Raw genomic sequence first — 21,499 nt, 5'->3', positions numbered from 1 at the left:
AATGCCCTAAAAGTTTCAATCATACAGACAGCAGCTCCTATAAAGGAAAAAGTTCAATTCTGCTATTACCGATTAGCGAAAGGTATCTCTGGTATACTGTCGTATGCAAAAGAAGGTGTCAGGCTTTGGTTCAGAACAAAACGTCCTGCATACCGTCAACTTTGCTTTAAGCTGATTGCATAAATAGATAACATAATATTTCTCTTAAAGTCCGGTTCCCACGGGGCTTGTTTCGGTGACTCTATTCGAAGTATTGTCCTTTTATTTTTCAAAAAAAAGACAGATTGGTACTTTAGGAGAAGTTATATTTTTTAAAAATTACATTTTACGGAAACTCAAGCAGATCAAAAGATAAAAAAGCCGTTGTCCATAGGACAACGGCTTAAGGATGGAAGGTCGCGGTTTTAAATAATTATAAAAGTTGAATCTCTATCCAAGTAAAGTTGCTAAAGCAGGAAGAGCAGTGGTGTAAGATGCCAGTAATGCACCCACGATCCCACCGATTAAAGAACCAACGATTGGCACCCAAGCATAACCCCAGTCAGCATCGCCATGGAATAACACAGCATAAGCCAGACGGGGAGAAGTATCACGGGCTGGGTTCATGGCGAAGCCTGTGGTTGAACCTAAGGAGAAACCGCAGCTCATGATGATCCCATAAACAAAGAAGTAGTTGAGTCCAACATCACCGACTAATTTAGCACCAGTACCGATGCTGACGATGAAGAAAACCAGAGCGAAGGTTGCAAAAGCTTCACCAACAACGTTCATGGGCAGGTTACGAATGGCAGGACCAGTACAGAAGATACCGCGAAGGTCTTCTTTGGCTGCGCCATTGTCCAAGGTCAGTTTGAACTGATCGTGGAAAACTACATAAACTAAGATTGCACCAACGAAACCACCCAGCATCTGAGCGACGATGTAACCAAGGACGCCAGACCATGGGAAAGCACCGATAACGGCTAAGGAAATGGTCAGAGCAGGATTAAAGTGGGCAGCGGATTGAGTACCGAATGCCATAGCCGGCAGCATAACTGCCAAACCCCATCCAAGCATTGTGTAGATTGGACCAGCACCTTTAAATAAGGAACCATCCAAAGATAAACTGGCGCAAACGCCATCCCCTAAAAGAACGAGCAGCATGGTGCCGATAAATTCGGCAATATAAGCAGTAAACATTTTTCATCCCCCTTTGAATGAATAATATTAAGTAGAATTGCATTTAGATTGCGATTCCTTCCACAGTTAATAGTTTACAGCTCAAGGAAGCCTTTGTAAATTGAAAAATTGTGATAGGGCAATAACCAGAGGTTATATCTGAAAATAGATGTTTAGCGTTGCTTTTTATGCTATAATATTATCATTAAAATGAGTAACAGGAGGTCTGAGGATGGCGGAAGAATTCTATACACCAAAGTACGATGGCATCATTTTTGATTTGGATGGGACCCTTATCGATTCCCTGGAGGACCTGATTGACGCATGCAATAGCATGCTTGGACATTATGGATTGCCGCCAAAGAGTTATGAAGAGGGCAAGGGTCTCATTGGCCGAGGGATACGGAATCTGGTTAAACGGGCTTTGCCAGAGGAAATGGGGAAGGATGAAAGTCTTTTGGATGAGGCGGAGGCCTTCATGAAAGCGGATTATGCCACCCGATACACCCGTAAAACCCGGCCCTATGATGGGATAAAGGAATTGATTCGATACCTCCATGTCAAGCGAATTCCCTTTGGAATTTGTACCAATAAGCCCATAGAGGCTGCCCGGGAAATCGTGGATGGGCTCTTCGATATTAAGGAGTTTGTGGACGTTATTGGCCAGCAGGCGGGACAGCCCCGAAAACCCGATCCCACCCAAACCCTGGCTTTAGCAGAAAAAATGGGTGTGGCTCCAAAGCGCTGTATCTATATGGGTGACAGCAAGGTGGATTATGAAACGGCCAAAAACGCCGGGATGCTGCCTGTGCTGTGTACCTGGGGATTTACGGCACCTAAGGAGTTAGAAGCTTTTAAGGATGCTATCTGGATTAAAAAACCCCATCGCGCCATCGATGCCTTCAAATATGGCTTTGACATGTATTCAATCTTTGGAGAGTGTAAAGACGACGAGCTCAACGGATAAAACAAAGAACCTGTGGCATCACAGGTTCTTTGTTTTATCCAGAGGTGGAGATGGATTGCTTTTTAAAAAGGAGGCACAAAATGACAATGCGAATCATCCTTGGGCGACCAGGCCTGGATGGTGTGTCCCCCAGGACCCAAGTTTACGAGGAAATCAAGGAAGCGACATTGGCTGGAAAGGAGGGACTGATTCTGTTAGTCCCGGAACAATATACCCTGGGGGCGGAACAGGCCCTGATGGCACATCTGAACAAGCCGGGCCTCATGGGGATAGAGGTGCTGAGCTTAGGCCGTCTGGCCACCCGGGTATTCCAGGAGGTGGGGGGGATTACCCGCACGGTGGTGGACGACCATGGGCGGCGAATGCTTTTGGCTAAAAGTCTGGGCAAGGTGCGGCCTGGGCTGACTCTTTATAAAAAAAGTGCCAGCCGTCCCGGGTTTTTAGGGGAGCTGGCAGCCTTTATCGGAGAGCTGAAGCAAAACCGAATTGATGGAGAAGCTCTGGAGGCGGCGGCCCAGGGATTGGCAGAGAATAGCCTGCTCAGACAAAAGCTAAAGGACATGGCCACCCTTTATGAGAGCTATGAAGGGGAGCTGGGAACGGAACGCTGGGATGAAGATACCCGGGCGGACATGCTCTGTGAGCGGATACCCCAAAGCGACCAGCTCCGGGGCGCGACGGTGTGGATCGATGGTTTTTTCACCTTTTCCACCAGTGATTTCGCCATTATTGAGGCCTTAGCTGGCCAGGTAAAGGGGCTGACCATGTCCCTGGTAGGGGATATCGATCCCCTGGCACCGGATGCTAGCATTTTTAGCATTTGCCGGGCCACCTGTGAGACCATGGCGGCCATTGCCAAGGGAAGCGGCCAAGAGTTCCAGGTGATCTCCTTGTCAAAGGAAGGGCCGAAAACACCGCTGTCCTATTTAGAGGGACAGCTCTACGCCTATTGTCCCAAGCCCTGGACCGGCCCGGTATCGGGTATTAAAATCTTCCAGGCAGCCAATCCCTGGGAGGAAGCCCGAGGGGCGGCCCAGGAGATTTTAACCCTTGTCCGGGATGGTGGGTATAGCTACAAAGATATCGCTATTCTTTGCGGCGACCCGGGGACCCAGGGGGGGATGATTGCCCGGGCATTGTCGGCCTATGGCGTTCCCAGCTTTCGGGATGAAGCTGTGGCGGTTTCGGAGAACCCCTTGATTGAAGGGCTGTTGTCTGCCCTGGAGGCAGTGGAACGGCGTTATTACGGCGACGCCCTCATGGCTTACGCAAAATCCGGTTTTGCCGGAGTCGATCCGGAGGCGTGCAACCCTCTGGAAAACTACGCCCTGGCCTGGGGAATAAAGGGTGGAAAATGGCGGGTCCCCTTTACGCAAGGGGGGGACTCCTGGAATCTGGAGGATCTAAATCGGGGGAGGGAGACCCTCATGGGACCCCTCATGAACCTACAGGAAGCCATGGATGGAGTAGAAACCTACCGCAGCCGTCTCACAGCTACCGTCGCTTTTTTAGAGGAAATACAGGCCCCCCAGACCTTATCGTCCCTGGGGGAAGCCCTGGCAGAAAAGGGAAACTATGAGGCCCAAAGCCATTTTCACCAGATCTGGAATGTGTTGATGGAGGTCCTTGAGCAAATCGAAGGGGCCATGGGCGATGAGACCTGCAACCTTCAGGAGTACCGCCGAATTCTGGAAAGCGGCCTCTCAACCTACACCATCGGGGTGCTGCCCACCAGGCGGGATGTGGTCACCATTACTGACGCCTTCAGAAGCCGGGGCGGGAAGGTAAAGGCCCTTCTTGTCCTGGGGGCCAATGAAGGGCTTTTGCCCGCAGAGGATAACCACTATACCCTTCTGACGGAGTCCGACCGCAGACGGCTGGCGGAGGCAGGGATTACCCTCCAGGACAACCCCAGCTACCGCAGAAGCCGGGAGGATTATGCCATCTACACCCAGCTGACCCGGGCTACGGAGTCCTTGTATCTGTCCTACACCCTGTGTGATGAAGAGGGACAGAGCCAATTGCCCTCCAGCCTGGTAAGGGGCCTTCGCAGCGTCTTTCCATCCCTTTCAGTGATGGGCGGGACCCCGGGGGAGGATGATCTTAAGTGGCTGGCAGGCAGCCAGGGAACCTTGGAGGAATTAGGCCGCCGTTTGGCAGAGGGCCGAACCCCAGCCCTGTGTGCCCTGGCCCAGGGATATTATCGGGAGGATTCCCACTGGAATGCCGCCTATCATCAGATGGAGAGGGCTTTAGAATACCGAGGGGTGGGAGATACCCTGCCGGTAGAGCTGGTATCGGCAGTGTACGGCACCCCGGTTAAAACCAGTATCTCCCGACTGGAGCAATACCGCTCCTGTCCCTTTGCCCACTTTATCCATTATGGCCTTAAGCCCCAGCCCCGGGAGGAATATATCGTCACGCCGCCGGATATCGGAACCCTGCTCCATAGTGTCATCGATGGGGTGTTCAAGCGGGCCGCCGGTGCGGGGCTGGCCCTGTCGGAACTGGATGGGGACACAAGGAACCACTGGGTGGAGGCAGAATTAGAGAATCAGATTCCCCAAATGGCAGGCCAGGTCTTTGAAAGTACCGGGGCTTACCGGTTTCTGGGTAAAAAACTGAAGCGTGTGGGGATACAGACCGTACGGATGTTAGCGGAGCACCTGGGACAGGGGGATTTCACCTTTAAGTATAGTGAGCATCATTTTACCCAACCCGTGGACTCTCCGGCTCTCCCCAAGGGAACCAGTGTCCGGGGGGTGGTGGACCGTATTGATACCTACACTAAGGACGGGGAAACCTTTATCAAGGTGATCGACTATAAAACCGGGGCCAAGGCCATTAATCTGGCGGAGGTTTATTACGGCATCTCCCTCCAGCTTTTGGTGTATATGGACGCTGGCATGGCCCTGGCCGCCCAGGAAGAGAGGGAGACTTTATGCCTGCCTGGGGGCACCTTTTATTTCCACGTGGACGATCCCATGGTCAGTGGAGAGGGCCTGACTGGGGAAGATCTGCAGCGGGAGCTGGATAAGAAGTTTAAAATGAAGGGGATCTTTTTGGACGATCCCCGGGTGATTGCTGCCCTGGATGTGGAAAATGCCAAAAGCTCGGCCATTTTTGAGAAGGGTTCGGCCCTTTCACGGTTCGATATCGAAGAATTTGGGGACCTACTCCGATATATTGAAGCTATTATTGAAGAAAGCTTGGTTAATATATTGGGGGGGGACATCACCATTGCTCCCTATAAAATGGGGAACCAAACGGCCTGTGATTATTGTGAATATAAAAGCATCTGCCAATTTGATGAAAGCCTGGAGCGCTGCGCCTATCGGGTGCTTCGGGAGAAAATCACCAAGGAGCTGCTTTTAGAGGAAGCGAGGGAGGATCGCGATGAAGTGGACTGAGGATCAGTTCCGGGCCATTGCCACCCGGAACACAAATCTGCTGGTGTCAGCAGCCGCCGGATCGGGAAAAACCGCCCTACTCATCGAGCGTATCCGGCGGATGATTATGGAAGAGGGGGTCCCTGTTTCTGGGCTTCTGGTCCTCACTTTTACGCGGTCAGCCGCAGCAGAAATGAAGGATCGCCTGAAGCGGACCCTCCAGGAGGCCCTTTTAGAGCCCCAAGCAGAGCATGCGGCTATTTTAGAGGCCCTGTCTGCCCTGCCCACGGCCTCCATTTCAACCCTCCATGCCTTTTGCCAGGGAATCCTTAGAGAGTATTTCCAGGAGGCAGGCATCGATCCGGAATTCATTCTGGGGGGAGAGGGGGAGCTGACCATTATGCGCCGGGAGGCCATGGACAATCTCTTCGAGGAAAAATACCAGGCCATTCCCCCGGAGGAAACCGATGCCTTTGCCCAGCTGGTGGAAATGTACACCGGCAACCGGGATGACCAGGGATTAAAGGAGCTGGTGGAAAAATTCTATAATTTCCTCATGACCCTCCCCAATGCCCAGGCCTGGTGTGAAGGTGCCCTTCAGAATTTTGACATGAACCCCCAGGATTTTTGGGAAAGCCCTTGGGGTAAGACCATGCGCCAGGATATGGCCGTGGGTTTAGGGGCAGCCCAAGAGATTTTAGAGGAATGCCTGGTGATGGTGGAGGACAGCGAAATCTTCGCCAAAACCCAGGAACAGCTAGCCGGGGATGCCCAGGGTGTGACCCGGGCCCTGGAAGCCTTAGAGGAAGGGCCCGAGGCGTACAGTGTCGCCCTTAAGGCCATTACCTTTCCAAGATACAAGGGCAGCCGGGAGGACAAAGAGACCAGCGATGCCATTAAGGATCAGCGCAATATGTCCAAGGAGGTCGTGAAGGCCATTCAGAAAAAAATGGCGGGGGGTCTGGAGGCCTCCCTGGAGGCGCTGTCCCAAATGAAAGGCCCCATAGAAGCCCTGGTGGCCCTGACCATGGATTTCTGGGGCGCCTTTAGAAAGCGAAAGGAAGAAAAAGCCATGCTGGATTTTAATGATTTGGAGCAGTATACCTTAAAGGTCCTGGAAAACCCCTCCATTGCCGCTGAGCTCCAGGCCAAATATCAGCATGTTTTTTTGGATGAATACCAGGATACCAACGGTATGCAGGAGGCCATCATCCAGTGCATCTTAAGACGGGACAACTATTTTATGGTGGGGGATGTCAAGCAGAGCATTTATCGCTTTCGGTTGGCAGATCCGGGGATTTTTATAGAAAAGTACAACCGATTTAAAGGGTCGGATACCCCAGAGGAAACCCTCATCACCCTGAGTCAGAATTTTAGAAGCTGCCAAGGGGTGGTGGATGGTGTCAACGGGGTCTTTGAGAAAATTATGACACCGGAGCTGGGGGAGGTGGACTACGATGACCGGGCCAGGCTGTATAAAGGCATGCCCGGAGACGGGCCCTATACCCGCACTGTGGTCCATATTCTGGAAACGGGACGGGATGAGGAAGACGCCAGCACTAACAGCTCACCGGTGGAATGTGAGGCCGCCTTTATTGCCCGGGAAATCCAGGGCATGGTGGGAAAGCCCATTTACATCACCAAGTCCGGAGAGACCCGGACCCTGCGCTACCGGGATATTGGGGTGCTGATGCGGGCGGTGGCAGCCACCGGGGATACCTATGCCAGGATTTTTTCAGAAGCCGGCATCCCCGTTTATTTTGAAGGGGGACGGACCTATTACGAATCCCTGGAAATTATTCTGATTCTCAACCTCCTTAAAATCATCGACAATGGGGATCAGGACATTCCCCTGGTATCGGTGATGCTTTCCCCCATGGGGGGCTTTACCGTGGAGGAATGCACCAAAATCCGCCTGGGGGCAGAGATGCCCTGGTTTCATCAGAGCCTCAGGGCCTATGTCCAAAACCAGGAGGATGATCTGGCCCGTAAGGCAGGGGCCTTCCTGGAGAAGCTGCGGGAATGGGCCCTGGATGCCCAGACCCTCAGCGTAGAGGATTTTTTGTGGAAGCTCTACCAGGACACTGGCTATTACGCTTTTGTGGGAGCCTTACCCGGAGGGGCCCAGCGCCAGAGTAACCTGCGGGTACTGTTAAAGCGAGCCGGGGATTATAAGCGCTCGACCCTCAAGGGGGTTTTTCACTTCATTGCCTTTATTGAACAGATGAAGAAGCATAAATTTGATACATCCCCGCCAGTTACCCTGGGGGAAAACGCCGATGTGGTGCGGATTATGAGCATCCATAAAAGCAAGGGACTGGAATTCCCTGTCGTTTTTGTGGCGGGGATGGGCCGGCGCTTTAACACCAAAAGTAATAGTGGACGGGTTCTCTTTCACAAGGATCTGGGGATTTGCCCGGACAAGGTGGACCCGGAAAGCCGGCTCGTTGAGCCCACCATTGCCAAGGCCCTCTGTGGGGAACGGGTACGGGTGGAGTCCTTATCTGAGGAAATGCGGCTTCTTTATGTGGCCATGACCCGGGCCATGGAGTCTCTGATTTTGGTAGGGGGCGTGAAGGATCTTAAAGGGAGCATGGTCCGGTGGCAGCGTCCTGCCAGCCTATTTTATTTAAAGAAAGCCCAATGCTTTTTAGATTGGGTCATGCTGTCTGCTGTGGATGGCGGCTCGGTGATGCCTGCTCTGCCAGAGGATGGGGGGAAGGCCATAACACCCATGGGCTGTTATGATATTACCCTTCATTCCCAGGGAAGTGGGGAAAGTGCCGTCCTGGGGAAAGCGACAGCACCCCTGACCTTGGAAAATTTGGGGGATATTGGACTGGCGGAAGAGGTCCGCCGGCGTCTGGCCTGGCGTTACCCCTCCCCAGGGGAGAGAGAGCCTCCCGAGAAAATGACCGTTACCGAAATTGCAAAGGTCCGAGCGGGAAACCTGGAAAACGGAGTGGAGGCGCCAGAGTTGGTGATACGGCCAGCCTTTTTACAACAAAGCGCAGCAGGCTTCGCTCCGGCAGAGTTGGGTACCGGCATCCACACCATCCTCCAGGGGTTGGACCTCCAGAAAATTCGAGACTGCGGACAAGACCCGGATGACCTGGCGGATACCATTGAAAAGCAGGCCGCCAATATGGCCGCCCAGGAACGCATTGCCCCGGAGCTTTTGGCGGCCCTCAACTTAGAGCCCATCCAGCGTTTTTTCACAACAGAAACAGGACGGCGCCTCCTGGCTGCAAAAACCCTCCAGCGGGAATTGCCCTTTAACTATCAGGTGGAGGCCGCCCGCATCCGGCCCGAGTGGGCCGGGCAACGACAAACCATCACCATCCAAGGGATGATTGACTGCTGCTTTTTAGAGGATGGTGCCTGGGTTCTGTTAGATTATAAAACCGACCGTTTCTTTGGTGCCAAAGAAAAAGAGCGGCTAGTGGCCCGGTACCAGACCCAACTGGGTCTGTACGCCGAGGCACTGGCCGCCCTTACCGGCATTCCTGTGAAGGAACAACGGCTATGCTTTTTAATGGAAAATGTGTAAGGCCGGTGGCTGCTCACTTTTTGCGCAACAACTGGTGCAGATAAATTAGGAGCAAAATGGAGAGTGTAAACTCCGGAGTAAACTTTTTAATCAGGGTCCTTATGGTGGGAATGGGCAAGTCTTTGGAGGAACCCACAAACAGGACATAAAAAGAAATAAAATCGAAGAGGCTTCCGGGGCGATAATTATTATCGGCATCGAAGGCCTTTTTGATGGTATCATCCCGTTTGATAAAGGCGAGGTTGCTCCGGGTAAGGGTCTCCAGAGCAGTAAGAATCGCCAGTAAAAACCGGTCCGGGGTGTAAGCTGCCATCCGCTCCACCCCAAGGCTGCGGCCAGCCATCTCCAAAAGGACCAGCAAGGGCGGTTCATCCTTGGGGTAGTTTGTCCGCCGCAGAACATTCGCAATGGCCATCACGATGGTATCCTTTTTAGAATTCTCCGGAATACCGAGAAGCATGGCGACCTCCTGGCGGGCATTGACATCCTCCAAGGGAGAACCCATAAACTCCGCCAGCTTTTCGTAAAACTGCGTGCCAGAAGCCGTATTGAAATAATAGTATTTCCCCAAAAGCTGTCCGAAGGTTTTTTTACAATCCAAATCCCCCATCTCAATATTATTGCGGATGGTTTCCTGGTCAAATTCCAGGGTCATCCCCAGGTATTCAGAATTTTCAACCACCGTTAAATGGATATCATTGTGTTCCACCCGTTGTTTAAAGCCAATGGCGGGGAACTCCACAGAAATAATATTTTTGTAGCCGCTGCTGGCCATAAAATTAATGGGGACATTATCATAAAACCCCCCATCTAAATAGGTTTTTCCGTCAATTTCCTGGCGTTGAAAAACCGGGAGAGCAGCACTGGCTAATAAATAATCCAAAAGCTTTCCCTGTGGGATTTCTTCAATCATGAGCTGGGTGGGACTGAGTGTGTTTAATTCCACCGTGACAAGCCCCAGACGAATGGGCGATTTTCGTATCTTATCTTCATCAATCAGTCGAGACAAATTTTCCCGCAGGGGGCTGATATCCAGTCCCCCTCGAAACAAATCATTAATAAAAGCAAGGCGAAAAAAATCAAAGCTAGCGCCGGACCAGTGATTGAGATATTTATTGACCATGGTGGTATTGAGTTTCAGCACCTGGTTAATGGTTAAATTCGTCCAAAAGTCGTAGGCCGCATCAAAATCATTCTGGGCGATCAGGGCAGCATTCAGGGCCCCGATGGAGGTTCCAATAACACAGGATATGGGAGTATCCATCTCCTGAAGGGCCTTCCAAACCCCAATTTCAAAGGCACCCTTAGTACCGCCGCCACTGAGGACTAATCCGTATTCTTTTTTTTCATCCATAAGGATACCTCCTAAATATAATGCCCATCCATGATGTCGAATAAATCGGGGTGATGGGGAGTGTAATCATCGTATTGATTCAAAAAAGGTGAAAAAACAGTGCTGTCCATAAAAGTCGAAATCAGTGCTGGAAGAATAAAATTCAGCAGAATACCCAGGATTCCAAAGATTAAACCAAGGAGTGCCAGGGTATAAGAACGATGGGTCACTCGAAGCTCCTGAAAGGCCAGAATGGCGAAAAGAATGGCTAGGACACCAGTCCAAAATGCATTGCCATAGGGGGCGGTAAACAAGGTGAGAATACCGCTGGCCAGGGCCAGAATATCGTAGCTGCCCCAGAGCTTTGCCTTGGGCGGGTCGATACGCACCTGGGAAAAATCCGCCGGATTGCTCCGGATGGCAAAGAGGAAGAAGGGGGCAGCAATGGCCGTGACCGGAACGATGGACAAAACGGTATAGAGTACGGCATTGTGCCCTGCGTAGATTTTATACAAACGGTACAGCCCGCAATAGCCGTATACCAGCACCGCGATATTTACCAGAATAAGTAAAAACCAGCCCATAAAAGGAATGGCTCCTAAAGCAGAATTCAGGAAAATAAGGGCGAACCCTGAAAGGGGCAGGAATAGACTGGCCCATGGAATATACCAGGAGCCGATGAGGACGCCATCCCCAATCAAGCCACCGTGGATATAGCGGCTTGCCCCTGGGACCCAGGCCAGCCAGGAATGCTTGAAGTGGCGGTTCTTGGCCATGGTATAAAGGGCAAGGCTGGAAAAAATATAGGACAGTATGGCCAATGACAGCAAAAAGAACAAGAAAAAGATGGCTAGAATACTCAGGATCATGAAGAATGGCAGTAGATCATAGCCCGAGGAAAAGAAATAATCAGGATACATAGAAGGACCTCCTTATAAATACTCGGTCCATACCCGATGACGCAGGATAAAAGGGTACAGGCTCAACAGGAATGGGAGGACAATAGAAAGCAGCAGCAACGTAGTGGCGTGGGCATCATCGTACAGCCGAAGCAGGCGATAAGCTAGGGTGTAGGATACCAGAAGATAGAGTACGGCCAGGATCGGTCCGATCCACGAAAGGCCGAGAAAGAGGAATGAGACCACCGCCAAAACGGGTGCAATAACCTGAACATAATGGATGGTCCACCGGATAAAGACCATCTTTTCACCAACGATTTCACCCAAAAGATAGAGCCGCAGCACCGGCAGCCAGGCGAGCCAGGGATATTCAATTCCCCTGGCCTTCGCCATGGTCTGGTAGCCGATGGATGAAAAAATATAGAATACCATGGGCAGGATACCCACTAAAATAATGAAGGAAAGCCCCAAAAATCCGAGGTTTCCCCAAAAGATGGAAGGGGATAAAAATGGGAACACGGGGTATTCCTCCTGTTCTTTATTGGCCTTATTGGCCCTGGGGATATTTCTCTTTCAGGGCATCCACCAGCAGATAAGCCACCTTGTTAATAGTCTGGGAACCGGCTACCAGCACCAAATCACCGGATTCCAGATTATCCGTGAGATATTTGACAATATCCTCAAAATCAGTCATAACGACCGTCGGGGTTTGATGTTTTAATTTAATAATCTTGGCTAAATCCTCGGAATAAATATCCCAATCATTGTCCTCCCGGTCAGAATAGATATCGTTGAGGATAATTTTGTCCGCACCCTCGAAGGCATCCACAAAATCGTCAAACAAATAATAGGTGCGGGAATAAGTGTGGGGCTGGAAAATAACCCATAACCGCTTGTGGGCATGATTTAAACAGGCCTGGACCACCACCTTCAGCTCTGTGGGATGATGGGCGTAGTCCTCGTAGACATTAATCCCTTCCACTTCACCCCGGAATTCAAAACGGCGCTTCGCCCCACCGAAGTTTTTAAGGGTACGGGTCAGGACATCCTTTTCAATATCAAGAAAATGGGCAGCAGCAATGCAGGACATGGCGTTTAAAACATTGTGCTCACCAGGAATCTTTAAGGAAAAATGTCCAATAAAGGTACCGTGATGGGTGGCATCGAAGGACGGATTTCCCTGTTCATTATAGGTAATGTTCTTTGCTACCCAGTCGTTATTCTCGGAAAGGCCATAGGTCACCACCGGGCAGCGCAGGTCTGCTACGGCGTCGAGGACATCCTGGGAATCCCCGTAGGCCACCATAAGCCCATCCTCTGGCAGAATCGCTCCAAATTGGTGAAAGGATTCCTTGATCTGAGACAAACCACCTTTAAAATAATCCAGATGGTCCTCCTCAATATTGGTGATGATTCCCAGGTAATGCTGGGTTTTTAAAAAGGAATCCACATACTCACAGGATTCAATGACTAAATAATCACTGTGGCCCAGACAGGCGTTCCCGCCAATTTCGTCCAGCTTCCCGCCGATGCTCACACTGGGGTCCCGTCCATCGTAATGGAGCAGGGCGGCCATCATTGAGGAGGTTGTGGTTTTCCCATGGGTACCGGCAACACCGATGGTCTTGGGAAAGACGTGGGAGAGAAGGCCCAGATAATCTGAACGCTCCACCTTTGGTAAGCCCAAGTCGGTGGCTCTCACCATATCCGGGTTATCGTCATGGATGGCCGCAGAATACACTACCAAATCTGTATCCTCGGGAATGTTTTGATAATTATGGCCAATATGAATGATGACATCCCGTTCCTTCAGCTTACCAGTATATGAGGATTCCACCATATCCGAGCCTTCGACAGACAGGCCCTGGTCTAAAGCCATGCCCGCCAATCCGCTCATGCTGCTCCCACCGATTCCGATGAAAAAGAGCTTATTAATGGGTTTATGAAATGTTTTTTCGAGTTCTTTTTTCAAAATCTTACTCCTTGCTACTCTAGCATTGCTATAATTATAAGCCATCGCGTCCAGCTTTGCAAGCGCAGCGCGGCAAAGCTGTAGGCTGCTGATATATGAGCGTAAGCGAATAGCAGCCGGTGACCGATGGTTCGCAAGTGAAACAGGTTTTTTCCGAAGGAAAAATAAGAAAACCTGTTGAACTTGTGCATCCGAATGTCGCGTCCAGCTTTGCAAGCGCAGCGCGGCAAAGCTGTAGGCTGCTGATATATGAGCGTGAGCGAATAACAGCCGGTGACCGATGGTTCGCAGGGGAGACTGATTTTTTTTACATTTTTGTACGATTGATGACAAGGATGGATCAGCCTTTATGGCCAGGGAGTAAGGTTTCCGTGAGCGCAAAGAAATGCTCCGGTTTACCGGTACTAAAATAGGCGTACCAGGATCCCAGGGTGTCCCGTTGAAACACACCGAGGTGCTCAATAATTTTTTTGCCTAGAGCGAACCTCCACCTCGGTGCCCCAAAGCAAGAAATTCCCTTGCTTTTTTGAGGATGGCCCCATGCTTGAGGTTTTCCCATGTGTTGGCGGCTGGTAAGAGCAATAAGATTTTTGCATTCACAACCATTGCATCGATTAAGGAATCCGGCAGAATGGTTAGCCCACCCATTGTATAGGACCTCTCCTTTGAATACATCGCCCACCACGGCAATAAAACCGAACGAACCGTGGAGCCCTATCAGCTTGTACTCAAAAGCAGTCGTTGGTATTTACAGGGGTATTGCCAGAAAAGACAGGATTATCGTTTATTCAGACTATCCCGGGTATTGCACTTACAAATCCAGGAGGAGGTCTTTGTCCCCCGGGATTATCAAAAGCCCATCCTGGACTTTGCCAAACCCCGGGCAACCATGCAAACTAAAATTAAGCTCCGAGTACATCAATCGGTGATGGACAGGGTCTTGGAATTTTGCCCTTATGAAGACTTTACGCCAGATGGGGATGGGGGGTACATTGTGCCATTTCCCTTTATAGAAAATGACTACTACTACGATATATTGTTGAGTTTTGGTAATAAATGTGAGTGCTTAGAGCCCCTGGAAATCCGTACAGAAATGAAGGGGCGAATTCAGGCGCTTGCAACGCTATATGAAAATTAAATCAAGATTTGGACAGCGATCGAGTCACCGAGAGTAAAAAATTGTCAACTCCTAAAAAATCACTGAAAAGTATTTCATTTTTGATGGAAATATGATAACATATACAACAACCAGGCTTACATAATTATTTTTCAAAAGGGGGAAGACCTGAACCATGGAAATTACAGACGTAAGAGTGAGGAAATTGTACCCGACCGGTAAAATGAGGGGGATTGTTTCTGTGACCTTTGATGACACCTTCGTAATCCACGATATTAAAGTCATCGAGGGGCAAAGCGGATTCTTTATCGCCATGCCCAGCCGGAAGACGCCGGACGGCGAGTTTAAGGACATCTGCCACCCCATAACCTCCAGCATGCGCAAGGAAATGCAGTCGGTGGTGCTGGAAGCCTACGACAAGGCGGTTTTTGAAAAAGGAGAGGAAGACCAGGGAAATCAGCATATCGAACTCGTCGAAGATTTCGAAGAAGAATGAGGATACAGATTACAAAAAGGAGACGGCGTTCTCCTTTTTTTCGTTTACAGGAATGAATTTGTCATGGACAGGGGAGCGAATTAAAGGTATTATCAATATTGATTGAAAAAAATCAAAAATATTTATAAACCATTGGGAAAAGAGGCAGTATGAAAGCAACAAAAACCATCATCCTGGCAGCCGGACAGGGCACCCGGATGGTTTCTAAGAATCCGAAGGTCCTCCATCGGGCCTGTGGCGAAACCCTGCTGGGGCATGTCATTCGAGCCAACCAGGCCGCGGGGGTATCGGATATCGCCGTTATTGTGGGTTTCCAGGCGGAGGCAGTGAAAAAAAGCCTGCCTGGAGGGGTTCAAACTTTTCTCCAGGCCGAACAGCTGGGAACTGGTCATGCCGTCATGCAGGCGTCCGCTTTTTTAGAGGACTTTGAGGGCAATGTACTGGTCCTGGTGGGGGATGCTCCCTTGATCCGGCCAGAAACCTTAACGGAGATGATTGCCGCCCACGAAGCCGGTAGCTATGCGGCAACCGTGCTCACAGCGGTGTTTGACGATCCCACGGGGTACGGGCGCATGGTCAAAGAGGGGGATGCCCTCATTAAGATTGTGGAGCATAAGGATGCCACGGCAGAGGAACGAGCCATCCGGGAGATTAACTCCGGGATGTACTGCTTTGATGCCGCCTGTCTGCGGGAAGCCCTGGCAAAGATTGTGCCTGAGAACGTCCAGGGTGAATACTACCTGACGGATACCATTGAAATTCTGCGTACCATGGGTAAAAAGGTGGGAACATATGCCACCCCGGATGTGGAGGATATTGCTGCAGTGAATTCCAAGGGCCAGCTGGCCCAAGTTGAAGCCATTATGCGAAGACGGATCAACGCGCGCTTGATGGCGGAAGGGGTCATTCTCATCGATCCCACATCCACCTATATCAGCGCGGATACCACCATTGGTCAGGATACCGTGGTATACCCCGGGGTGATTACCGAGGGGCGTGTGGATATTGGTGCGGACTGCATCATCGGCCAGAATTCCCGGATTGTGGATTCCACCATTGCAGATGGTGTCGAGGTTCAGATTTCAACCATATTAAACAGTACGGTGGATAGCGGTTCCCATATTGGGCCCTACGCTTACCTGCGGCCCAACAGCCGCATCGGAAAGGATGTGAAGGTTGGGGATTTTGTCGAGGTAAAGAATGCGGTCATGAAGGATGGGGCTAAGGCCTCACACCTGACCTATATTGGGGATGCCGAGGTTGGCCGCAATGTTAATTTGGGCTGCGGCACGGTATTTGTCAATTACGATGGGGTCAATAAGTTTAAAACAGTGGTTGAAGATAATTGCTTTATCGGATGTAACAGCAATTTGATTTCACCTGTGACGGTGCGGGAGGGCTCCTATGTGGCAGCCGGCTCCACCATTACCCAGGAAGTGCCTGAGGATAGCCTGGCCATTGCCAGGGCCCGTCAAGTCAATAAAGTCGGTTATGCGGAAAAAATGTCGCAGATGCATGGCAAAAAAGAGAAATAGATTTTAGGAGGCTCACAACACAAATGGATGGAAAATTCGGAGGAATCAAGCTTATTGCCGGGAATTCAAACCGGAAGCTGGCCCAGGATATCGCAGATTATTTAGAGGTCCCCTTGGCCAACGCCGAGGTGGTACATTTCAGCGATGGTGAAATCGCCTTGAATGTGTATGAATCAGTCCGTGGTGCGGATGTCTATGTCATTCAGTCCACGGGTTATCCCTGCAACGATAATCTGATGGAATTGCTCATCATCATCGATGCCATGAAGCGGGCATCGGCGGGGCGGATTAATGCCGTCATCCCCTATTATGGTTATGCCCGTCAGGATCGCAAGGCGAAATCCCGGGATCCCATTACCGCGAAGCTGGTGGCGAATCTGCTGACAACGGCTGGAGCGGATCGGGTCATCTGTATGGACTTACATTCCAACCAGATTCAGGGCTTTTTCGATATCCCTCTGGATCACCTTACCGGCGGTGGAATCATTGCGGATTACTTCTCCCGTTTGAAGCTTGATGATATGTGTGTCGTGGCACCAGATGCCGGCAGCGTGAAACGAACCAGAAAGCTTGCCCGCACCCTGGGTGTTCCCTTTGCCCTCATTGATAAGGAACGTCCCCGTCCCAATGAAACCGCGGTGATGAATGTTATTGGGAATATCGAAGGGAAAAACTGTATCATGGTCGACGATATGATTGATACGGCGGGAACCATTACCAGCGGTGCGGATGCACTCATTAAGCTGGGGGCCAAATCGGTGCGGGCTGGCTGTACCCATGCGGTTCTCTCCGGGCCAGCCATCGAACGCCTTCAGGATTCTGCCTTAACCGAGCTGGTCACCTTGGATACCTTGGTGATTCCAGAGGAAAAGCAAATCGACAAAATTAAGGTTCTGAATACGGGCTATCTCTTCGGACGGGCCATCGACTACATCCACTTCGGCCGGTCCTTGAGCAAGTTGTTCGATACCCCTGCTTATAACTAATGATTCTCATTATTGGACTTGGCAATCCTGGCATTGAGTACGCCAGAACCCGGCATAACGTCGGGTTTCTGGCCATTGATGCCATTGCAAAAGAAAAGCATGTCCAGCTGACAAAAAATGAACATCATGGACTCACCGGAACTTTTTTTGAAAATGGCCAGAAGGTCATGCTGGTCAAGCCCCAAACCTACATGAATTTAAGCGGTCGCTGCGTTCGGGAATTGGCGGATTATTACGATGTTCCCCTGGAGGATATTCTCGTGATTTACGATGATATCGATCTGGAGCTGGGGCAGCTGCGCATTCGGAAAAAAGGAAGTGCAGGCACCCATAACGGGATGCGCTCCATTTTGGAAGAGCTGGGGGACGGTGGATTTCCCCGGGTCCGGATGGGTATCGGTAAAAAGCCGGCACATTGGGATTTGGCGGATTTCGTCCTTTCAAAGATCGATGATGATGCCATGGAAAGCGTGGAGGATATGTGCGCCAAGGTGGCCCAAGGGGTCGATTTTTATCTGAAGCAGGATATTGATGTGGCCATGAACCGCATCAATCGAAAGCCGAAGAAGCTTGTGGTGGAAAAACCGGTGGAAGAGCCTGATGTTGTGGAGGCACCCCGTGAAGCATGAGTATGAAAAAATGATAAAGGCTGCCCAAATCCAGGAGGCTATGACGGCACTGGATCAGGAAGGCATCGTCAACCTTTCAAACGTTAAAACCGGTTTGAAAGGTTTTTTGGCGTTGGCCATGTGGCAGTCCGGAAGTGGGAACCTGTTGGTGGTGACGGCGACGGAGCGGGAGGCCGCCCGTCAGGAGCAGGTGCTGCGCCAGTTTTTAGGGGAAGTGGTGGTGGGTTACCCGGTGGAGCCGGTACACACCTATTTTTCCGATGCCCATAGCCAGGAGATTACCCAAAGCCAAATGACCACCATCGCCCGGCTTCTTTCAGGGAAGCGGTCCCTGGTGGTGACCTCGGCAGATGCCCTTTTGCGGGAAATGCTGCCAGCCGCCACACAGGCGGCGCGTTTTTTGACCATCCGTCCCGGGGATACGGTGGATCCCATGGATTTAGTGGGAAGGCTGGTGGACCGGGGATATGTCCGGGAGGATGCCGTGGAGGCCCGGGGACAGTTTGCCCTCCGGGGAGGGATTGTTGATATTTACCCCATTACAGCAACATCCCCCTGCCGGATGGATTTCTTTGACGACGAGGTGGAATCCATCCGGTCCTTTGATCCCGAGACCCAGCGCTCCGAGGGGGATTTGGAGATGGCAGTTATTGCGCCGGCCAGACGAACGACCCTGACCCCAGAGGAGCGGGAAGGGGCCTGGAAGACCTTGGCAAAGGTCCATGGCCAGGATGCGGGTCGCACCTATCTGTTAGCGGATATGAAGGCAGACCTGTCCTCCTTTGACGAAACCCTTTTGGCCTTTATGCCAGAGCGGGTAACTCTATTGGATTACCTGGGGGAAGGGGCTATCCTTTGGGATGAGCCGGAACGGGCCCAGGAAACCTGCGACATCTTTCTGGGGAGAGCCTGGGCAGATTTAGAGGGACTCATTGAAGCCAATGAAATCTTACCAGAGGAAAAAAACACTTTTTTGACCCTGGATGCTTTTATGGCCAAGGCCGCTGGCAGACCCCAGCTCCGGGCCTCCCTTTTTACGGATGGAACAGCCGATGGCAAGGTGATTGACATTGGGTCCAAGGATTTGGAAAGCTTTGCTGGCCGCATCGATGTTTTTGTGGATTACCTGAGTCGCCGGATCAGCGAAGGTTTTACCCTGGGGATCTGCTGTAAAAGTGAGCAGACCAAGAAAAATGTCAAAGCCTTTTTGGTGGAGCAGGGCTTTGAGGGAGAGCTGGCCGGGGACAACCCGGGTATTACCCTCCTGACCGGAGAGCTTATTGAAGGCTTTGAACTGCCCGCTGCAGGACTGGCCTTTGTCAATGAGTCGGAGCTCTTTAAGGAACGGCGGCGGACCAAGCGTCGGCATCGCCTGAAGGGACGAAAAATCGATTCCTTTGCCCAGCTGAAGGTTGGGGATTATGTGGTCCACGATATCCATGGCATCGGGATTTACCGAGGGGTGGAGCAGATGACCATCGATGGGCTCACCAAGGACCTCATGGTTATTGAGTACCAGGGCGATGCCCGGTTCTATTTATCCATCGAGCAAATGGATGCGGTCCAGGCCTATATTGGCACCGGGGGAGACCGGGTACCCAAGCTCAATAAGCTGGGGCATCCGGAGTGGGCCAGGGCAAAATCCCGAGCCCGTAAGGCTGTGGAGGACATGGCTGAGGAGCTCATCGCCCTGTATGCCAAGCGCCGGTCCATCCAGGGCTACGCTTATAGCCCGGATACCACCTGGCAGCAGGAATTTGAGGATGCCTTTCCCTATGAGGAAACGGACGATCAGCTGCGCAGTGCCGAGGAGATTAAGGGGGATATGGAAAAGGCCATCCCCATGGACCGCCTGCTCTGCGGCGATGTGGGCTATGGTAAGACCGAGGTAGCCCTGCGGGCGGCCTTTAAGGCCATCATGGAGGGAAAGCAGGTGGCCATTTTAGTGCCCACCACCATCCTGGCCCAACAGCATTATAACACCATTAAAAAACGGTTTTCCCATTACCCGGTAGCGGTGGATATCATCAGCCGTTTCCGGACGCCAAAGCAGCAAAAAGCAACCCTTTTGGACGTGTCTGAGGGGAAGGTCGACCTCATCATCGGTACCCACCGGCTGCTGTCCAAGGATATTAAATTTAAGGACTTGGGTCTCCTCATTGTGGATGAGGAACAGCGCTTTGGGGTCCGGGCCAAGGAGAAACTCAAAACCCTCCGGGAAAATGTGGATGTCCTCACCCTGAGTGCGACCCCCATTCCCAGAACCCTTCATATGTCCATGACTGGGGTGCGGGATATGAGCGTCATCGAGGAGCCGCCCCAGGGCAGACGTCCGGTGCAGACTTATGTTATGCGCTACAACCCCGTAATCCTGGGGGATGCCATGGAGCGGGAACTGGCCCGGGGAGGACAGGTTTATTTCGTCCACAACCGGGTTCACGATATTATGGATGTGGCGGGAAAAGTCCAGCAGATGGTCCCGGACGCGCGGATCATCGTGGCCCACGGGCAAATGAGTGGCCCAGAGCTGGAGGATGTCATGCTGGCCTTTGAAAATAAGGAGTACGATATTTTAGTGACCACCACTATTGTAGAATCCGGTATGGATGTGAGCAATGCCAACACCATGATTGTGGATAATGGCGATACCTTCGGATTATCCCAGCTGTATCAGCTAAGGGGACGGGTGGGTCGATCGGATGTTCAGGCCTATTGCTATGTGACCCATCACAAACAGGTCCTCAGTGAAATCGCCCAAAAACGGCTTAAGGCCATTAAGGATTTTACGGCCTTTGGATCAGGCTTTAAGGTGGCTATGCGGGATTTGGAAATCCGGGGGGCGGGCAACCTTTTGGGGGCGGAGCAATCCGGACATCTATTCAATATTGGGTATGAAATGTACTGCCGAATATTGGAAGAAACCATGGAAAGCCGCCTGGAAGGAAAAGAATCGGCCAAGCTGGAAAATCCGCTGAAAATCAACTTGGATGTGGATGGCTATGTGCCGGAAAGCTATATTGACAGCGAGGAGCTGAAGTACGAGGTGTATAAAAAGCTTTCTTATATAAGAAGTGAAAGGGAATACTCAGATCTGACTGAAGAGCTCTTAGATCGCTTTGGGCCAGTACCCCAGGGGGTACAAAACCTCATGCATATCGCCATCATCAAGCACCTGGCCAAAAGGCTGGGGATGGAGGAAATCCGCCAAAGGGGAACGGTTATCCGCTTTTACTTTGACGAGGAGCGGGAGGTTCCCATTCCTAACCCGGAACGGATTCCCCTTTTATTCAGCCGTTATGGTGTGAAATTCAAGGCACTTCCCAATAAAGATAATGTATGGAGTATCACCCTCAGGAGTGAGGCAGGGCCAGAGCAGCTCCAGGAAATCATCAATTTTCTAAAGGAATTGTAAATTGGAGCCCATTTTTGCATAATATATGCTAAAATAGTCCATATTTGATAATGACA

General features: G+C 51.2%; 15 protein-coding genes and 1 pseudogene. 10 read left to right on the top strand and 6 right to left on the bottom strand.

Going from position 1 to position 21,499, the window contains the following annotated elements; all coding sequences use genetic code 11:
- Positions 1-183, top strand: a 183-nt coding sequence (locus BLW33_RS14235; RefSeq protein WP_341456140.1) for a hypothetical protein, incomplete at its 5' end; no start/stop codon positions are given.
- 246 nt (positions 184-429) lie between these two features.
- On the opposite strand, the gene BLW33_RS10915 is transcribed toward BLW33_RS14235, so the two are convergent.
- Positions 430-1,179: an MIP/aquaporin family protein gene (locus BLW33_RS10915; protein ID WP_090308760.1), complete on the bottom strand. Its 750-nt coding sequence runs from the start codon at positions 1,177-1,179 to the stop codon at positions 430-432.
- 211 nt (positions 1,180-1,390) lie between these two features.
- On the opposite strand from BLW33_RS10915, the gene BLW33_RS10910 reads away from it, so the two are divergent.
- From BLW33_RS10910 to addA, 3 genes are all read left to right on the top strand, one after another.
- The gene (locus BLW33_RS10910) at positions 1,391-2,125 is read left to right on the top strand and encodes an HAD family hydrolase (protein ID WP_242911661.1); all 735 of its coding nucleotides are present in this window, start codon (positions 1,391-1,393) and stop codon (positions 2,123-2,125) included.
- A gap of 80 nt (positions 2,126-2,205) precedes the next feature.
- Complete coding sequence (locus tag BLW33_RS10905; RefSeq protein WP_143032627.1) at positions 2,206-5,535, top strand: PD-(D/E)XK nuclease family protein; 3,330 nt, start codon at positions 2,206-2,208, stop codon at positions 5,533-5,535.
- Positions 5,522-9,064 (top strand): helicase-exonuclease AddAB subunit AddA, encoded by a 3,543-nt coding sequence (addA, locus tag BLW33_RS10900; protein WP_090308752.1) that lies wholly within the window; start codon positions 5,522-5,524, stop codon positions 9,062-9,064. The genes BLW33_RS10905 and addA overlap by 14 nt, the downstream gene beginning before the upstream one ends.
- A 13-nt stretch (positions 9,065-9,077) precedes the next feature.
- Here addA and BLW33_RS10895 read toward each other — a convergent pair whose 3' ends face one another.
- From BLW33_RS10895 to BLW33_RS14515, 5 genes are all read right to left on the bottom strand, one after another.
- Entirely contained in the window at positions 9,078-10,418 is a 1,341-nt protein-coding gene (locus BLW33_RS10895; RefSeq protein WP_090308749.1) for a patatin-like phospholipase family protein, read from the bottom strand.
- 11 nt (positions 10,419-10,429) lie between these two features.
- Positions 10,430-11,317 (bottom strand): hypothetical protein, encoded by an 888-nt coding sequence (locus tag BLW33_RS10890; protein WP_090308747.1) that lies wholly within the window; start codon positions 11,315-11,317, stop codon positions 10,430-10,432.
- A 12-nt stretch (positions 11,318-11,329) separates the two neighbouring features.
- Entirely contained in the window at positions 11,330-11,815 is a 486-nt protein-coding gene (locus BLW33_RS10885) for a hypothetical protein (RefSeq protein WP_090308744.1), read from the bottom strand.
- Between the two features lie 28 nt (positions 11,816-11,843).
- Positions 11,844-13,268: a UDP-N-acetylmuramate--L-alanine ligase gene (murC, locus tag BLW33_RS10880; protein ID WP_090308742.1), complete on the bottom strand. Its 1,425-nt coding sequence runs from the start codon at positions 13,266-13,268 to the stop codon at positions 11,844-11,846.
- A gap of 474 nt (positions 13,269-13,742) precedes the next feature.
- Entirely contained in the window at positions 13,743-13,916 is a 174-nt protein-coding gene (locus BLW33_RS14515; protein ID WP_176966706.1) for a type 1 glutamine amidotransferase family protein, read from the bottom strand.
- A gap of 10 nt (positions 13,917-13,926) precedes the next feature.
- Here BLW33_RS14515 and BLW33_RS10875 point away from each other — a divergent pair.
- From BLW33_RS10875 to mfd, 6 genes and pseudogenes are all read left to right on the top strand, one after another.
- A pseudogene (locus tag BLW33_RS10875) lies at positions 13,927-14,406 on the top strand (helix-turn-helix transcriptional regulator); the annotation flags it as partial.
- 154 nt (positions 14,407-14,560) lie between these two features.
- Entirely contained in the window at positions 14,561-14,881 is a 321-nt protein-coding gene (gene spoVG / locus BLW33_RS10870) for a septation regulator SpoVG (RefSeq protein ID WP_090308736.1), read from the top strand.
- A gap of 149 nt (positions 14,882-15,030) precedes the next feature.
- Positions 15,031-16,416, top strand: coding sequence for a bifunctional UDP-N-acetylglucosamine diphosphorylase/glucosamine-1-phosphate N-acetyltransferase GlmU (glmU, locus tag BLW33_RS10865; protein ID WP_090308734.1), 1,386 nt, complete (start codon positions 15,031-15,033; stop codon positions 16,414-16,416).
- 23 nt (positions 16,417-16,439) lie between these two features.
- Positions 16,440-17,402 (top strand): ribose-phosphate diphosphokinase, encoded by a 963-nt coding sequence (locus tag BLW33_RS10860; protein ID WP_090245906.1) that lies wholly within the window; start codon positions 16,440-16,442, stop codon positions 17,400-17,402.
- Positions 17,402-18,031, top strand: a complete 630-nt coding sequence (gene pth / locus BLW33_RS10855; RefSeq protein WP_090308731.1) for an aminoacyl-tRNA hydrolase — start codon at positions 17,402-17,404, stop codon at positions 18,029-18,031. Before BLW33_RS10860 ends, pth begins: the two co-directional genes overlap by 1 nt.
- Complete coding sequence (mfd, locus tag BLW33_RS10850; protein WP_242911660.1) at positions 18,021-21,443, top strand: transcription-repair coupling factor; 3,423 nt, start codon at positions 18,021-18,023, stop codon at positions 21,441-21,443. The genes pth and mfd overlap by 11 nt, the downstream gene beginning before the upstream one ends.
- Positions 21,444-21,499 lie beyond the last annotated feature (56 nt).

It is taken from the genome of Eubacterium aggregans (genome assembly GCF_900107815.1).
GTDB classification, from domain to species: Bacteria; Bacillota; Clostridia; order Eubacteriales; family Eubacteriaceae; genus Eubacterium_O; species Eubacterium_O aggregans.
The sequence above is the reverse complement of the archived record's forward strand: the minus strand, read 5'-3'. Positions and strand labels throughout refer to the sequence as shown.

Bases quoted from the DNA above. Each gene is read 5' to 3' on its own strand.
- BLW33_RS10915 (WP_090308760.1), bottom strand. From the start codon at position 1,179: ATGTTTACTGCTTATATTGCCGAATTTATCGGCACCATGCTGCTCGTT.
- BLW33_RS10910 (WP_242911661.1), top strand. From the start codon at position 1,391: ATGGCGGAAGAATTCTATACACCAAAGTACGATGGCATCATTTTTGAT.
- BLW33_RS10905 (WP_143032627.1), top strand. From the start codon at position 2,206: ATGACAATGCGAATCATCCTTGGGCGACCAGGCCTGGATGGTGTGTCC.
- addA (WP_090308752.1), top strand. From the start codon at position 5,522: ATGAAGTGGACTGAGGATCAGTTCCGGGCCATTGCCACCCGGAACACA.
- BLW33_RS10895 (WP_090308749.1), bottom strand. From the start codon at position 10,418: ATGGATGAAAAAAAAGAATACGGATTAGTCCTCAGTGGCGGCGGTACT.
- BLW33_RS10890 (WP_090308747.1), bottom strand. From the start codon at position 11,317: ATGTATCCTGATTATTTCTTTTCCTCGGGCTATGATCTACTGCCATTC.
- BLW33_RS14515 (WP_176966706.1), bottom strand. From the start codon at position 13,916: ATGGGTGGGCTAACCATTCTGCCGGATTCCTTAATCGATGCAATGGTT.
- spoVG (WP_090308736.1), top strand. From the start codon at position 14,561: ATGGAAATTACAGACGTAAGAGTGAGGAAATTGTACCCGACCGGTAAA.
- glmU (WP_090308734.1), top strand. From the start codon at position 15,031: ATGAAAGCAACAAAAACCATCATCCTGGCAGCCGGACAGGGCACCCGG.
- BLW33_RS10860 (WP_090245906.1), top strand. From the start codon at position 16,440: ATGGATGGAAAATTCGGAGGAATCAAGCTTATTGCCGGGAATTCAAAC.
- pth (WP_090308731.1), top strand. From the start codon at position 17,402: ATGATTCTCATTATTGGACTTGGCAATCCTGGCATTGAGTACGCCAGA.